The organism is Limimaricola sp. G21655-S1 (assembly GCF_027213785.1).
In the GTDB taxonomy this organism is placed as follows: domain Bacteria; phylum Pseudomonadota; class Alphaproteobacteria; order Rhodobacterales; family Rhodobacteraceae; genus Limimaricola.
This window is the reverse complement of record NZ_JAPWGO010000002.1, coordinates 285903-299870: the sequence shown is the minus strand read 5'-3', so window position 1 is coordinate 299870 and position 13968 is coordinate 285903. Positions and strand designations below refer to the sequence as shown.

Genomic DNA, 13968 nt, shown 5'->3' with positions numbered 1-13968 from the left:
CGGGTCGCTGTCCGGGACGAGCCTCGCCCCGGACGGCGCCCTCGTCCATCAGAAAGCGTCCGCCTCCAGCGCCATCACCGGCGCGGCGCCGCTCTCGATCCGGGCGAGATGCATCTTCGTCGCCGGCAGCTGGCGCGCCATGTAGTAGCGCCCCGTCGCGAGCTTGGTCTCGTAAAAGCCCCGGTCGCCGGTGCCGGCATCGAGGCCGGCCCGCGCTGCCTTGGCCATTCTGGCCCAGGTCCAGCCCAGGCAGACATGGCCCATCAGGTGCATGAAGTCGCTGCTGCCGGCCAGCGCCGCGTTGGGGTCCTTCATGCCGTTCTGCATGAAGAACATCGCCGCCTGCTGCATGTCCTTGGAGGCGGATTTCAGCGGCTCGATGAAGTCGCGCGCGAATTCGGCATCCTCGGCGTTCTCCTTGCAGAAGACCTTGATCTCCTCGATCAGCGTCATCATCGGCTTGCCGCCCTGCGCGGCGAGCTTGCGGCCCACGAGATCGAGCGCCTGCACGCCGTTGGCGCCCTCGTAGATCATCGCGATCCGGGCATCGCGCACGAATTGCGACATGCCCCATTCCTCGATGTAGCCATGCCCGCCAAAGACCTGCTGGGCCTGCACGCACATCTCGAAGCCCTTGTCGGTGAGGAAGCCCTTGATGATCGGCGTGAGCAGCGAGATCATCGCTTCGGCCTCCGCGTCGCCCGCCTTGTGGCCGCGGTCGATCAGCATCGCGCCCCAATAGGTGAAGGCCCGCGCCGCCTCGTTGAAGCTCTTCTGATCCATCAGCGAGCGGCGGATGTCGGGATGCACGATCAGCGGATCGGCCGGGCCGTCCGGGTTCTTGGCGCCGGTCACGGCGCGGCCCTGCAGCCGGTCCTTGGCGTAGGCGAGCGCGTTCTGGTAGGCGACCTCGGATTGCGCCCAGCCCTGCAGGCCGACGCCGAGACGGGCCTCGTTCATCATGGTGAACATGGCGCGCATGCCCTTATGCGCCTCGCCCAGCAGATAACCCTCGGCGTCGTCGTAGTTCATGACGCAGGTGGCGTTGCCGTGGATGCCCATCTTCTCTTCGAGATTGCCGCAAGCGACGCCGTTGCGCGCGCCCAGCGAACCGTCCTCGTTCACGAGGTATTTCGGCACGATGAACAGCGACACGCCCTTGATGCCTTCGGGGCCGCCGGGGATCTTGGCCAGCACGAGGTGGACGATGTTCTCGGCCATGTCGTGCTCGCCGGCCGAGATGAAGATCTTCTGGCCCGAGATCCTGTAGGTCCCATCCTCCTGCGGCACCGCCTTGGTGCGCATCAGCCCGAGATCCGTGCCGCAATGCGGCTCGGTCAGGTTCATCGTGCCGGTCCATTCGCACGAGCCGAGCTTTGGCAGCCAGCGTGCCTTCTGCTCGTCGGTGCCGTGGATGTGGATCGCGCTGTAGGCGCCATGCGTCAGGCCCTGATACATGTTCAGCGCCATGTTGGCCGAAACCATCGGCTCGTTCGCGGCGGTGTGCATCAGATAGGGCAGGCCCTGGCCGCCATATTGCTCGGCGACGTCGATCGCGGTCCAGCCGCCGTCGCGGATCTGGTCGAAGGCCGCCTTGAAACCTTCCGGCGTGCGCACCACCCCGTTTTCGAGACGGCAGCCCTGATGATCGCCGGTCAGGTTCAGCGGGGCCAGAACCCCCGAGGAGAGCTTGCCAGCCTCCTCGAGGATCGCTGCCGTGAAATCGGCGTCAAGATCCGCATAGCCCGGAATTTCCTGGCGCGAGACGTCGAGCATCTCGTGCAGGACGAACTGCATGTCGCGGATCGGCGCGGTGTAGCTTGGCATTCCCTGTATCTCCTCCGGCGGGCCCGAAGGCCCGGTCTGGTCCTCGTCACGCGGCCCGGGCTCCCCCGCCCGGACCGCGCAATGTCATATCGACCAGAAGAGGAGAGGGCGGTCAGGCCGCCGTCGCTCGTGCGCGCAGCTGGTTCAGCCGCTCCGCGCCCCATTGCATCTGTGCCTCGAGCTCCCGGATCGCCTCGTCGAGCGCGGCACGTTGCTCCTGCATCTCCCGCAGATGCCGTTCGGCCACCTCGTAGGTGCGCGCGAGCTGCACCTCCTGCTGGTCGTCGGTCTCGTAGAGATCGAGCAGCTGGCGGATCTCCTCAAGGCTGAAGCCGAAGCGCTTGCCGCGCAGGATCAGCTTGAGCCGGGCCCGGTCGCGCCGGGTGAAGAGCCGCTTCGTGCCTTCACGAATGGGAAACAGGAGCTCCTTTGCCTCGTAGAAGCGCAATGTGCGGGGCGTCACATCGAAGCTGTCGCACATCTGGCGGATGGTCATGGTCTGGTCGGTCATTCTTTTTAACCCTCGGTGTCCGGTCAGACGATCCACCTGCGGGTTCCGAAGAGACCATACAAGCAAAGGTGACGCGAACGTAAACATGACGCCACGTCAGAGGTCGAATGACGAAAGGTCAAGAAAAATGTGACCCTTGGGAAGCAATTTTGTTCTCTTGGTCAAATTTTCCGATTCGCCCTCAGGTTGATGACTTTTGTCCCGTTCCCTTGAGGGATGCAGAAGATTCGTCCCGCAGGCGACGTAGATCGGCGATGGTCTGTTCCAGCTCGCGCCGCTGCCCCTCGAGCACCTCGAGCTGCCGATCGGCCATGCCGACCCAGACCTCCATCTGCGCCCGGGTGCCCTCGGTCTCGTAGATCATGAGGAACTGGCGGATCTCCTCGAGCGAAAAGCCGAAGCGCCGGCCCCGCAGGATCAGCGTCATCCGCGCGATCTCGCGCGGGCCGTAAAAGCGCGAGCGGCCCTCCTTCTCGGGGGAGAGCAGCTCGATGTATTCGTAGTAGCGCAAGGTCCGGGGGGTCACCTCGAAGCGATCGCACATTTCTTTGAAAGTCAGGGGGGTATCGGACATGTCGGCGCTCCTTCGGGCGAACTCTAGGCCCGGGATGCCGTGACGACAACACGGCTTCAAGCCTTCTCGCGACGAGATAACGCTTGCGGGAGCCATTCGGATCGCCAAGCTGACGCCATGACATCCGATCCCGACAAAGAACTCGCCCGAGCCCAGCAATTCATCGACGCTTTGCCGCATGCGCAGGCCCTCGGAATGCGCATCAACGCGCTGGGTGACGGCCATGCCGCGATCTCGATGCCCTATGACGCGCGGCTGGTCGGCGATCCGGAAACCGGGGTGATCCATGGCGGCGCGGTCTCGGCGCTGATGGACACCTGCGCCGGGGCGGCGGTGATGTCGCACCCCTCGGCCCCGGTGAGCACCGCAACGCTGGACCTGCGGATCGATTACATGCGCCCCGCGACGCCGGGGCAGTCGATCACCGCGCGGGCCGAGTGCTGGCACGTGACCCGCTCGGTCGCCTTCGTACGGGCGGTGGCGACGGATGAGGACGAAGGCCGCCCCGTCGCCACCGCGACCGGTGCCTTCACCCTCGAAAATAGGAAGACGCAGCCATGAGCCGACCGCGCCCCGAACCCGTCCAGGTCATCAAGACCCGCCGCGACGGCGCGCTGGAGCGGCTGGTGGGCGGCGTGCCCTACATCGCCTTCCTGGGCATCCGCTTCGAACGCCATGGCGACGAGCTGACCGCCGTGCTGCCCTATGCCGACCGGTTGATCGGCAACCCGATGCTGCCGGCGCTGCATGGCGGCGCCACGGCGGCGTTCCTCGAGACCACCGCTATCGTCGAGTTGGCCTGGACCCGGATGTGGGGGCTGATCGAGGCCGGCACGCCGGAGGCGCAGGCCGAGGCCGAGGCCCGGCCGAACTGGCCGCGCACCATCGATTTCACCGTCGACTACCTGCGCTCCGGCCTGCCGCGCGACGCCTATGCGCGGGCCCGGATCAACCGTTCTGGCCGGCGCTATGCCAGCGTCCATGTCGAGGCCTGGCAGGACAACCGCTCGCGGCTCTTCGCGCAGGCGACGGGGCATTTCCTGATGCCGGGGCTGGATGGCTGAGACCGCCGCGACCGCGCCGCGCGCGCCGCTGACCCATCGGCGCGTCCTGAAGATCGCGCTGCCGATCGTGCTGTCGAACGCCACGGTGCCGATCCTCGGCGCGGTCGACACCGGCGTGGTGGGGCAGATGGGCGCCGCCGCGCCGATCGGCGCGGTGGGGATCGGCGCGGTCATCATCTCGGGCATCTACTGGATCTTCGGCTTTCTGCGGATGGGCACCACCGGCCTTGCCGCGCAGGCGCTGGGTCGCGACGACCGGGCCGAGGTCTCGGCGCTGCTGAGCCGCGCCCTGATGATCGCCTTTGCCGCAGGTGCCGCGATCATCGCGCTGCAATGGCCGATCTTCGCCGGCGCCTTTACCGTTGCGCCGGCCAGCACCGAGGTCGAGGCCCTGGCGCGCGATTACCTCGCGATCCGGGTCTGGTCGGCCCCGGCGGCGATCGCGATCTACGGGCTGACCGGCTGGCTCATCGCCCAAGAGCGCACCGCCGCCGTGCTGGTGTTGCAGCTGTGGATGAACGGCGTCAACATCGCGCTCGACCTTTGGTTCGTGCTCGGCCTGGGCTGGGGCGTGCCCGGCGTCGCCACGGCCACCTTCCTTGCCGAATGGTCGGGTCTCGCTCTGGGGATCTGGCTGTGCCGCGACGCCTTCGCCACGCCCGCCTGGCGCGACCGGGCGCGGATCTTCGACCCGGTGCGGCTCAGGCACATGGCGGCGGTGAATACCGACATCCTGATCCGTTCGGTGCTCTTGCAGGCCATCGTGATCAGTTTCCTGTTCTGGGGCGCGGGCTTCGGCGACGTGCCGCTTGCCGCGAACCAGGTGCTCCTGCAGTTCCTCAACATCACCGCCTTCGCGCTCGACGGTTTCGCGTTTGCGGCCGAAGCGCTGGTGGGGCAGGCGATGGGCGCGCGGGCGGCGCTCAGGCTCAGGCGCGCCGCGATCCTCGCCTCGGTCCAAGGCGGCGTGGTCAGCCTCGGGCTGGCGCTGGGCTTCTGGATCTTCGGGCCCGCGATCATCGACACCATGACCACCGCGCCGGAGGTGCGGGCGGCGGCGCGCGACTACCTGCCGTGGATGGTGGCGACGCCGCTCTTCGGGCTGATCCCCTGGATGCTCGACGGCATCTTCATCGGCGCCACCCGTTCGCGCGACATGCGCAACATGATGGCGCTTTCGGCGGCGATCTACTTCGCCGCCGCGATGCTGCTCACGACGCTGTTCGGCAATCACGGCCTCTGGGCCGCGATGCTGGTGAGCTACGTGGCGCGCGGCGCGACACTGGCCGCGCGCTACCCGGCGCTGGAGCGCGCCGCGGGTTAGAGCCAGTCGGCGCGGCCCGTGCCCACGGCCTCCGATACGTTGGCGTAGCCGTCGCGCTCGAGCAGCCGGTCGAGCCCGCGCCCGATCTCGCCCGCCAGGCCGACGCCGCCATAGACCAGCGCGGTATAGAGTTGCACCGCCGAGGCCCCGGCGCGGATCTTCTGATAGGCCTGCTCGGCGGAGCCGACGCCGCCGACGCCGATCAGCGGCAGATCGGTGAGCGAGGACAGCCGCGCCAGCACCCGCGTCGATCTCTCGAACAGCGGCTGACCCGACAGGCCACCCATGTTGTCCCGCTGCGGATCGGTAAGCCCGTCGCGCGACAGCGTGGTGTTGGTCGCGACGATCGCAGCCACGCGCGCCTCCTCGGCCACGAGCGCCACGTCCTCGATCTCGGCCTCCGACAGGTCTGGGGCGATCTTGAGAAAGACGGGCAGGGGCCGCATCAGACCCGCATTGGCCGCCATCACGCCCGACAGGAGCGCCGAGAGCGCGGCCCTGCCCTGCAGGTCGCGCAGCTTCTCGGTGTTGGGCGAGGACACGTTGACCGTGGCGAAGTCGAGATGCGGGCCGCAGCGCTTCAGGACGGTCGCGAAATCGGCCGCGCGATCATGGCTGTCCTTGTTGGCGCCGAGATTGAGGCCGATGATCCCGGCGGGCCGCCGTTCCAGCCGCCCTGCGATCGCCTCCATCCCCTCGTTGTTGAAGCCGAAGCGGTTGATCGCGGCGCGGTCGGCCTTGAGCCGCCACAGGCGCGGGCGCGGGTTGCCCTCCTGCGCCCGCGGCGTCGCGGCGCCGACCTCGACGAAGCCGAAGCCGGTCTTTGCCAGCGCATCGAGCGCCACCGCGTTCTTGTCGAACCCGGCCGCCAGCCCGACCGGGTTGGGCAGGTCGAGCCCGGCCAGACGGGTCCTGAGCCGGGCGCTCGTTACCGGTCCGCCCTTGGGTCCAAGCCCTGCCTTCAGCGCCTTGAGCGCCAGCCCGTGCCCGGTTTCGGGATCGATCCGATGCAGCGCCGCGAGGCCCAGCTTTTCCAGCGCGCTCATGTCATCTCCCCGGGAAACTCGTGGTGCCCGCCTGCCAGCGGCAGTTTTCTGGACCAGACCACTTCGGACCGCTTCAGCGGCCGGTAGAGATGCGGGAACAGTTGGCCGCCGCGCGACGGCTCCCAGCGCAGATCGTCGCCCAGCGCCCCGGCGTCGATGGCCGCCAGCACCAGCCCGTCCTCGCCGGAAAAATGCTTCGCGGCGGTCTCGGGCGCCTGCGTGGCGGTGGAGAAATGGATGTAGCCATCGGCGAGATCGACGGGGGCGCCGCGGGTTTCCCCCGCGAGGTCCAGATCTGCCCATTCGGAGGCGCGGAATATCTTGTAGATCAGCATGAGCGTTCCATGGCCGCGCCCCGCCGCGACGTCAAGCGCCGCCATCATTCCCCTGTCATCCGCCTGACATGCCGCTAGGGCAGGACGCAGACGGCTTTGACAGATGCGCCGGGCATGGCGCAGGCTCGCAACCATAACGAAACCGACAGGGACGTCATCGATGAAACTCGGACTCTTCGGCGGTACCGCCGCTCTCGCGCTCGCCGCCGGTGCCGCGCAGGCGGAATACTCGCTCACGATCCTGCACACCAACGATTTCCACGACCGTTACGAACCGATCTCGGCCTTCGATTCGACCTGCGCGCCAGAGGACAACGAGGCCGGCGAATGCTTCGGCGGCGTGGCCCGGCTCGTCACCGCGCTGCAGGAAGCGCGCGACCGGGCCGGCGATGGCAACCTGCTTCTCGTCGATGGCGGCGACCAGTTCCAGGGCACGCTGTTCTACACCTACTACAAGGGCGAGATGACGGCCGAGTTCATGAACCAACTCGGCTATGACGCGATGACCGTCGGCAATCACGAGTTCGACGACGGCCCCGAGGTGCTGCGCGCCTTCATCGACGAGGTCGAGTTCCCGGTGCTGATGTCGAACGCCGATGTCTCGGGTGAGGAGCAGCTCGCCGACGCGATCCAGAAATCCACCGTGATCGAGCGCGGGGGCGAGCGGATCGGCCTGATCGGCCTGACGCCCGAGGACACGCACGAACTCGCCAGCCCGGGCGAGAACGTCACGTTCTCCGACCCGGTCGCGGCGGTGCAGGCGGAAGTCGACCGGCTGACCGAGGAAGGCGTGAACAAGATCGTCGTGCTGAGCCATTCGGGCTTCGAGACCGACAAGCGCGTGGCCGAGGAGACCACCGGTGTCGACGTGATCGTCGGCGGCCATTCCAACACGCTGCTGTCGAACACCCAGGAGGATGCGGTCGACGTCTATCCAGTGATGGTCGGCGACACCGCCATCGTGCAGGCCTATGCCTATGGCAAGTTCCTCGGCGAGTTGAACGTGACCTTCGACGACGAGGGCGTCATCACCGAGGCGGCGGGCGAACCGATCCTGATCGACGGCAAGGTGGCCGAGGATCAGGCGGCGGTCGACCGCGTCTCCGAGCTGGCCAAGCCGCTCGACGAGATCCGCAACCGCGTCGTTGCCAGCACCACCGCGCCGATCGAGGGCAACCGCGACGTCTGCCGCGCCATGGAGTGCGAGATGGGCAACCTCGTGGCCGACGCCATGCTCGACCGCGTGGCCGATCAGGGCATCCAGATCGCCATCGCGAACTCGGGCGGCCTGCGCGCTTCGATCGACGAAGGCGAGGTGACGATGGGCGAAGTGCTGACCGTGCTGCCGTTCCAGAACACGCTTTCGACCTTCCAGGTGTCGGGCGCGACCCTGCTCGAAGCGCTCGAGAACGGCGTGAGCCAGATCGAGGAGGGCGCGGGCCGCTTCCCGCAGGTTGCTGGCATGAGCTTCGCGGTCGATCCCGCCGCCGAAGCCGGTAGCCGGGTCTCGGACGCGATGGTGGATGGCGAGCCGCTCGACCCCGAGGCGACCTACGGCGTGGTGTCGAACAACTACGTGCGCAATGGCGGCGACGGCTACGCGATGTTCGTCGATGCCGAGAACGCCTATGACTACGGCCCCGACCTCGCCGACGTGACCGCCGAGTACATGGCGGCGCAAGGCGACTACAAGCCCTACACGGATGGGCGGATCACCATGAAGTAACGCATCCGCAAGGATGAAACGAGGGCGCGCGCCGGGGCACCGGCGCGCGCTTTTTCGTCGATACGGGCGATGGCGATGCTGGCTGTTTCGCGCACCCGCCATGCCGCGCGGCAGGGGCGGTCCCCGCGCCTAGGCGTCGGAGGGAACTTCGTATGCTGCGAGCCCTCGGCCCTCGCGCGCGAAATCGCTTCGCTGCCGTCGGTCAGGGATCGAGGCCAGGCGCGGACGCGCTCCAAGGGGCGGCCGAAGCAGACCAGCTACCGCTCGAAGCGGTGCGCCGGGCTGTCCGGGAACGGTCCGCTGCCCGTTTACCGGTCCGAAAGGTAGTCCTCGGATACGTAGCCCGTGATGCCCGGCGCATCGGCGAGCGAAACGCGGCACCACAGCTGCCCAACCTCGGTCACGCAGTCGCGCCTGAGAAGCCGGGTGCCGTCGGGCAGGCCGAGGATCACGTTGTAGTCGAGCCCCGGTCCCCCGCGCAGCTTCAAGAGCTCGTCGGGGCCGGCGCCTTCGACCACCGTCCGGCTTCCGGACGCGGCGCAGCCCGAAACGAGCATCAGCGTGAGTGTTGCGGCGATGGCAGGGCGCATGAGCTGACCTCGGTTGTTTTCCTCTGGCCGCCCTTTTGGCAGCCCGACCGTTGCGAGTGAAGCCCGAACTCTCGCGGTCGCGGCAGGTCGGACGCTTGGCGCCGATACGGGATTTCATGCCGATGACTACCTCATCGCGCTTCATCGATGCTATGTCGGAGCGGAGCGACAGGAGCCCCCATATGTGCGGACGCATGGCCATCACACTGCCCCATGACGCCATGGCGCAGATCTTCGGCGCCACCCCGGCCAATGACCTGCCGGATGTGCCGAACTACAATGTCTGCCCGACCGTACAGGTGCATTCCGTCACCTCCGATGGGGACAGCCGTCGCCTGCGCCCGATGCGCTGGGGCTTCATCCCGCATTGGTACAAGACGCCGACCGACGGGCCGCTGCTGATCAATGCCCGCGCAGAGACGGTGGCCGAGAAGCCCGCGTTCCGCGCGGCGGTACGCGAACGGCGCTGCCTGATCCCGGCCTCGGGCTTCTACGAATGGACCGTCGACGAAGACGGCAACAAGCTGCCCTGGTTCATCCATCGCGAGGATGGCGATCCGTTGGCCTTCGCCGGGCTCTGGCAGAGCTGGGAGCGGGAAGGGGACAGCTTCGTCACCTGCGCCGTCGTCACCACCGGCGCGACCGGGCGGATGCGCGACATCCACAGCCGCATGCCGGTGGTGCTGGAGCCCGGGGACTGGCCGCTCTGGCTAGGCGAGGCGGGGCATGGCGCCGCCGTGCTGATGAAGCCGAACCCCGAGGCGCTGGCCTTTCACCGGGTCGATCCGAAGGTCAATTCGAACCGGGCCAGCGGCCCGGAACTGATCGAACCGATTGACGTCTAGGCCGTCTTGAAGCCTCCCGCGCGAGCCGCTATCAAGGCCCCGAAGCGGGCGTGATGTAGTGGTAGCCTGTCAGCCTTCCAAGCTGAACGTGCGGGTTCGATTCCCGCCGCCCGCTCCAATCTCCCACGAGACGACGGCAGGGCCTCGCGGGGCAGGGGCGGACACGCCGCCCCTTGAAGCTGTCACGCGGGAACCGAGCTCGCCCGGTCGGAGGAACGCGGACCGCTTTCCTGCCATTCGCCCTCGAAGTCGCGCGGCACCAGCAGGTTGTGCGGGCCCAGATCGGCAATGTCGCGCTCGCCGCACAGCGCCATGGTCAGGTCGAGCTCCTTGCGGATCACCTCCAGCGCCGTGGTCACGCCCTTTTCGCCCATCGCGCCGAGACCGTAGAGCCAGGCCCGGCCGATCATCGTTGCGTCCGCGCCCAGTGCCAGCGCCTTGAGCACGTCCTGTCCCGAGCGGATGCCGCTGTCGAGCCAGATCTCGGTCTCGCCTTTCACCTCGCGCACGATCGAGGGAAGGATGCGGATCGAACTGAGCGCCCCGTCCAACTGCCGCCCGCCATGGTTCGACACGACGATGGCGTCGGCGCCGCATTCCACGGCGCGGCGCGCGTCATCGGCGTCGAGGATGCCCTTCAGGATCAGCTTGCCGTCCCATTTCTTCGCGATCTTGCGGACCTTTTCCCAGTCGAGCTTCAGGTCGAACTGCTCGGCGGTCCACTTCATCAAGGAGCGCGTGTCGCCCACGTCCTGGGCGTGGCCGACGATGTTGCCGAAGACGCGGCGCTTGGTGCGTAGCATCTCGAGGCCCCAGGTCCACTTTGTCGAGAGGTCCAGAAGCGTCGCGGGGGTCAGCTTGGGCGGGGCCGAAAGGCCGTTCTTGAGATCCTTGTGGCGCTGGCCCAGAAGCTGCAGGTCGAGCGTCAGCACCAGCGCCGAGCAACCGGCGCGCTTGGCTCGCTCGATGATCCGGTCGACGAAGTCCTCGTCGCGCATGACGTAGAGCTGGAACCAGAACGGGGCCGAGGTGTGCTCGGCCACGTCCTCGATCGAGCAGATCGACATGGTGGAGAGGGTGAAGGGCACGCCGAACTTCTCGGCCGCACGCGCCGCCTTGATCTCGCCATCGGCGTTCTGCATGCCGGTCATCCCCACGGGGGCGAGGGCGACGGGCATCGCGACCTTCTCATCCAGCATTCGACCCACGGTCGAGCGGTCGGACATGTCGACCGCCACCTTCTGGCGCAGGCGTATCTTCTCGAAATCGGTGGTGTTCTCGCGGAAGGTCTGCTCGGTCCAGCTGCCGGATTCGGCATAGTCGAAGAACATCTTCGGCGCGCGGCGTTTGTGCAGACGTTTCAAATCGTCGATGCAGGTGATGACTGGCATGGTTCCCTCCCCCGATTGGTAAGGATGATTTACCAGTGGTCAGCCGGGCTCGCAATGACGGACGGCGCCACTAGTGGCGCCGTCGGGTTTGCGTATTTGAAGAACAAAGTCGATCAGGCGGAATGCGCGCCATCGGCCAGCGCCTTCACGAAGTCGAGGATCTCGGGGACCGGCTTGCCTTCGGCGATCTGGTTGACGATGGCCGAGCCGACCACGGTGCCGTCGGCGATGCCGGCGATGTTCTTCGCGGTCTCGGGCGTCTTGACGCCGAAGCCCACGATGATCGGCAGGTCGGTCTTCGACTTGATCCGCGCCACTTCGGGGGCCACCGCCTCGGCCTGCGCCTCGGCTGCGCCGGTGATGCCGGTGATCGAGACGTAGTAGACGAAGCCGGAGGTGTTCTGCAGCACCTTGGGCAGCCGCGCGTCATCGGTGGTCGGCGTGGCGAGGCGGATGAAGTTCAGGCCGGCCTGCTGCGCGGGCAGGCACAGCTCGGCGTCTTCCTCGGGCGGCAGGTCGACCACGATCAGCCCGTCGATCCCGGCGTCCTTGGCCTGTTCGAGGAATTTCGGCACGCCGCGCGAATGGATCGGGTTGTAGTAGCCCATCATCACGATCGGCGTCTTGTCATCGGTCTTGCGCAGGTCGCGCGCGATTTCGAGCGTCCGGTCGAGCGTCATGCCTTGCGCCAGCGCCCGCTGGCCGGCGAGCTGGATCGTCGCGCCATCGGCCATGGGGTCGGTGAAGGGCAGGCCCAGCTCGATGATGTCGACGCCGGCGCCGGGCAGGCCGCGCACGATCTCCTTGGAGGTCTCGAAATCCGGGTCGCCGGCCATGACATAGGCTACGAAGGCCTTGCGCCCCTCGGATTTCAGCCGCGCGAAAGTGTCGTCGATGCGTGTCATGCCCGTCCCCTCTGGCCCGATCCACTCGCGGTTTGGGCCAAAGGGGGGCGGAAATCAATGGGGGCTCAGGCTTGGGGCTGGTCCGGCATGGGGGCCTCGACGCCGATCATCCAGCGGGTGCCGTAGCGGTCGGTCAGCGTGCCGAAGCCCTCGGACCAGAAGGTCTTGGCGAACTCCATGTGGATCTGGCCATGCTCGGCCAGCGCGTCGAACACGGCACGGGCGCGGGCGACGTCGGGCAGGTCGACGGTGATCGAGCAGCCCGCCATCTCCGGGCTGCCGCCCATGATGTCGTCGCTGGCATAGATCCAGCCATCGCCGATCTTCAGCGCCGCATGCATCACCGCCTGCGGGCTGGCCTCGGGGAGGGAGTCGCGCATCTCCTGCGGCGCCTCGGAGAAGGTCATCACGTTGGCGGGCGGCGCGTCGAAGATCCTGGCATAGGCGGCCAGCGCCTCGGCGCAGTTGCCGTGAAAGGTGACATAGGGAATCGGGATCATCGCGGGCTCCTCGGTGAATGAGCGCCGAGCATGACATGGGGGCACGCCCCTGACCAAGCCTTGGCTTGCGCGAAGCCGCCCGTGCGGATAGGACCGCCGCGATGTGCTGATAGGAGGCGTGACATGGGCTTTCGCATGGGGATCGTGGGGCTGCCGAATGTCGGCAAGTCCACCCTGTTCAACGCGCTGACGCGCACCGCCGCGGCCCAGGCCGCCAACTTTCCCTTCTGCACGATCGAGCCGAATGTCGGTGATGTCGCGGTGCCCGATCCGCGGCTCGACAAGCTGGCGGCGATCGCCAAGTCCAAGCAGGTGATCCCGACCCGGATGACCTTCGTGGACATCGCGGGGCTGGTGAAGGGCGCCTCGAAGGGCGAGGGCCTCGGCAACCAGTTCCTCGCCAACATCCGCGAGACCGATGCCATCGCCCACGTGCTGCGCTGCTTCGAGGATGGCGACGTGGTGCATGTCGACGGCCGGGTCGACCCGGTGGCCGATGCGCAGGTGATCGAGACCGAGCTGATGCTCGCCGATCTGGAATCGGTCGAGAAGCGGCTGCAGGGCCTGCAGCGCAAGGTGCGCGGCGGCGACAAGGAGGCCGCCGACCAGGAGCGCCTGCTGAAGGCCGCGCAGGCGGCGCTGTCCGAGGGCAAGCCTGCCCGCAGCGTCGAAGTCGCCGATGACGACCGCAAGGCGTGGAAGATGCTGCAGCTCCTGACCGCCAAGCCGGTGCTCTATGTCTGCAACGTCGAGGAAGGCTCGGCCGCGACCGGCAACAGCCAGTCCGCCAAGGTGGCCGAGATGGCCGCCGCCGAGGGCAACGCCCATGTCGTGATCTCCGCCCGGATCGAGGAGGAGATCAGCCAGCTCGACGCCGAGGAGCAGGCCATGTTCCTCGAGGAGATGGGCCTCGAGGAAGCCGGTCTCGACCGGCTGATCCGCGCGGGCTACGACCTCCTGCATCTCGAGACCTACTTCACCGTCGGGCCCAAGGAGGCGCGGGCCTGGACCATCCGGCAGGGCACGCTGGCGCCGCAGGCGGCGGGCGTGATCCATGGCGATTTCGAGCGTGGCTTCATCCGCGCCGAGACCATCGCCTACGAGGATTTCGTCAGCCTCGGCGGCGAGGCTGCTGCCAAGGAGGCGGGCAAGATGCGCGCCGAGGGCAAGGGCTATACCGTCAAGGATGGCGACGTCATGCACTTCCTGTTCAACACCTGAACCGGACCGGGGGGGCGCCCCCGGGAGGACCCCCCCCCCCGATCAGCCATGCCACAACAAAGCCGGGCGCGCAAAGAGCGCAAAACCGGGGCCCCCCCAGATGGGGTTA

General features: G+C 67.4%; 15 protein-coding genes and 1 tRNA gene. 7 read left to right on the top strand and 9 right to left on the bottom strand.

Translation table 11 applies throughout. The features are described 5' to 3' along the window. Positions 1-48: 48 nt before the first annotated feature. From O4G76_RS03880 to O4G76_RS03870, 3 genes are all read right to left on the bottom strand, one after another. The gene (locus O4G76_RS03880) at positions 49-1827 is read right to left on the bottom strand and encodes an acyl-CoA dehydrogenase C-terminal domain-containing protein (RefSeq protein ID WP_269396077.1); all 1779 of its coding nucleotides are present in this window, start codon (positions 1825-1827) and stop codon (positions 49-51) included. A gap of 112 nt (positions 1828-1939) precedes the next feature. Continuing rightward, positions 1940-2338 carry a MerR family DNA-binding transcriptional regulator gene (locus O4G76_RS03875; RefSeq protein ID WP_085895626.1) on the bottom strand — a complete coding sequence of 133 codons (399 nt, stop codon included), beginning with the start codon at positions 2336-2338 and terminating at the stop codon, positions 1940-1942. Positions 2339-2519: 181 nt separating this feature from the next. After that, positions 2520-2912 (bottom strand): MerR family DNA-binding transcriptional regulator, encoded by a 393-nt coding sequence (locus tag O4G76_RS03870; RefSeq protein ID WP_269396076.1) that lies wholly within the window; start codon positions 2910-2912, stop codon positions 2520-2522. Between the two features lie 117 nt (positions 2913-3029). Here O4G76_RS03870 and O4G76_RS03865 point away from each other — a divergent pair, with 117 nt between their 5' ends. From O4G76_RS03865 to O4G76_RS03855, 3 genes are read left to right on the top strand one after another with little or no spacing between them, the layout of a single operon-like run. Next, positions 3030-3473: a PaaI family thioesterase gene (locus O4G76_RS03865; protein WP_269396075.1), complete on the top strand. Its 444-nt coding sequence runs from the start codon at positions 3030-3032 to the stop codon at positions 3471-3473. After that, positions 3470-3976, top strand: coding sequence for a PaaI family thioesterase (locus O4G76_RS03860; protein ID WP_269396074.1), 507 nt, complete (start codon positions 3470-3472; stop codon positions 3974-3976). The genes O4G76_RS03865 and O4G76_RS03860 overlap by 4 nt, the downstream gene beginning before the upstream one ends. Further along, positions 3969-5300 carry an MATE family efflux transporter gene (locus O4G76_RS03855; RefSeq protein WP_269396073.1) on the top strand — a complete coding sequence of 444 codons (1332 nt, stop codon included), beginning with the start codon at positions 3969-3971 and terminating at the stop codon, positions 5298-5300. The genes O4G76_RS03860 and O4G76_RS03855 overlap by 8 nt, the downstream gene beginning before the upstream one ends. On the opposite strand, the gene O4G76_RS03850 is transcribed toward O4G76_RS03855, so the two are convergent. Together O4G76_RS03850 and O4G76_RS03845 are read right to left on the bottom strand one after the other, a co-directional pair. After that, entirely contained in the window at positions 5297-6346 is a 1050-nt protein-coding gene (locus O4G76_RS03850; protein WP_269396072.1) for a quinone-dependent dihydroorotate dehydrogenase, read from the bottom strand. The two genes, O4G76_RS03855 and O4G76_RS03850, sit on opposite strands and share 4 nt — an antisense overlap. Beyond that, entirely contained in the window at positions 6343-6681 is a 339-nt protein-coding gene (locus tag O4G76_RS03845; protein WP_269396164.1) for a DUF952 domain-containing protein, read from the bottom strand. Before O4G76_RS03845 ends, O4G76_RS03850 begins: the two co-directional genes overlap by 4 nt. Positions 6682-6841: 160 nt before the next feature. On the opposite strand from O4G76_RS03845, the gene O4G76_RS03840 reads away from it, so the two are divergent. Next, a complete protein-coding gene (locus tag O4G76_RS03840) occupies positions 6842-8407 on the top strand; it encodes a bifunctional UDP-sugar hydrolase/5'-nucleotidase (protein ID WP_269396071.1) in 1566 nt (521 codons plus the stop codon). 308 nt (positions 8408-8715) lie between these two features. Here O4G76_RS03840 and O4G76_RS03835 read toward each other — a convergent pair whose 3' ends face one another. Continuing rightward, the gene (locus O4G76_RS03835) at positions 8716-8997 is read right to left on the bottom strand and encodes an SH3 domain-containing protein (protein WP_269396070.1); all 282 of its coding nucleotides are present in this window, start codon (positions 8995-8997) and stop codon (positions 8716-8718) included. Positions 8998-9179: 182 nt separating this feature from the next. Between O4G76_RS03835 and O4G76_RS03830 the strand changes: the two genes are divergently transcribed. Beyond that, a complete protein-coding gene (locus O4G76_RS03830; protein WP_269396069.1) occupies positions 9180-9842 on the top strand; it encodes an SOS response-associated peptidase in 663 nt (220 codons plus the stop codon). A gap of 44 nt (positions 9843-9886) precedes the next feature. After that, positions 9887-9960 (top strand) — tRNA-Gly (locus O4G76_RS03825). Between the two features lie 64 nt (positions 9961-10024). Here the strand turns inward: O4G76_RS03825 and O4G76_RS03820 are convergent. The 3 genes from O4G76_RS03820 to O4G76_RS03810 all read right to left on the bottom strand — a co-directional run bounded on the left by O4G76_RS03820 (position 10025) and on the right by O4G76_RS03810 (position 12638). Beyond that, a complete protein-coding gene (locus O4G76_RS03820; RefSeq protein ID WP_269396068.1) occupies positions 10025-11233 on the bottom strand; it encodes an alpha-hydroxy acid oxidase in 1209 nt (402 codons plus the stop codon). 113 nt (positions 11234-11346) lie between these two features. Then, on the bottom strand, positions 11347-12138 hold the full coding sequence (gene trpA, locus O4G76_RS03815) for a tryptophan synthase subunit alpha (protein WP_269396067.1): 792 nt from the start codon (positions 12136-12138) through the stop codon (positions 11347-11349). A 65-nt stretch (positions 12139-12203) separates the two neighbouring features. Then, the gene (locus tag O4G76_RS03810) at positions 12204-12638 is read right to left on the bottom strand and encodes a VOC family protein (protein ID WP_269396066.1); all 435 of its coding nucleotides are present in this window, start codon (positions 12636-12638) and stop codon (positions 12204-12206) included. Between the two features lie 123 nt (positions 12639-12761). Between O4G76_RS03810 and ychF the strand changes: the two genes are divergently transcribed. Beyond that, positions 12762-13859 carry a redox-regulated ATPase YchF gene (gene ychF, locus O4G76_RS03805; protein WP_269396065.1) on the top strand — a complete coding sequence of 366 codons (1098 nt, stop codon included), beginning with the start codon at positions 12762-12764 and terminating at the stop codon, positions 13857-13859. Positions 13860-13968: the final 109 nt, after the last annotated feature.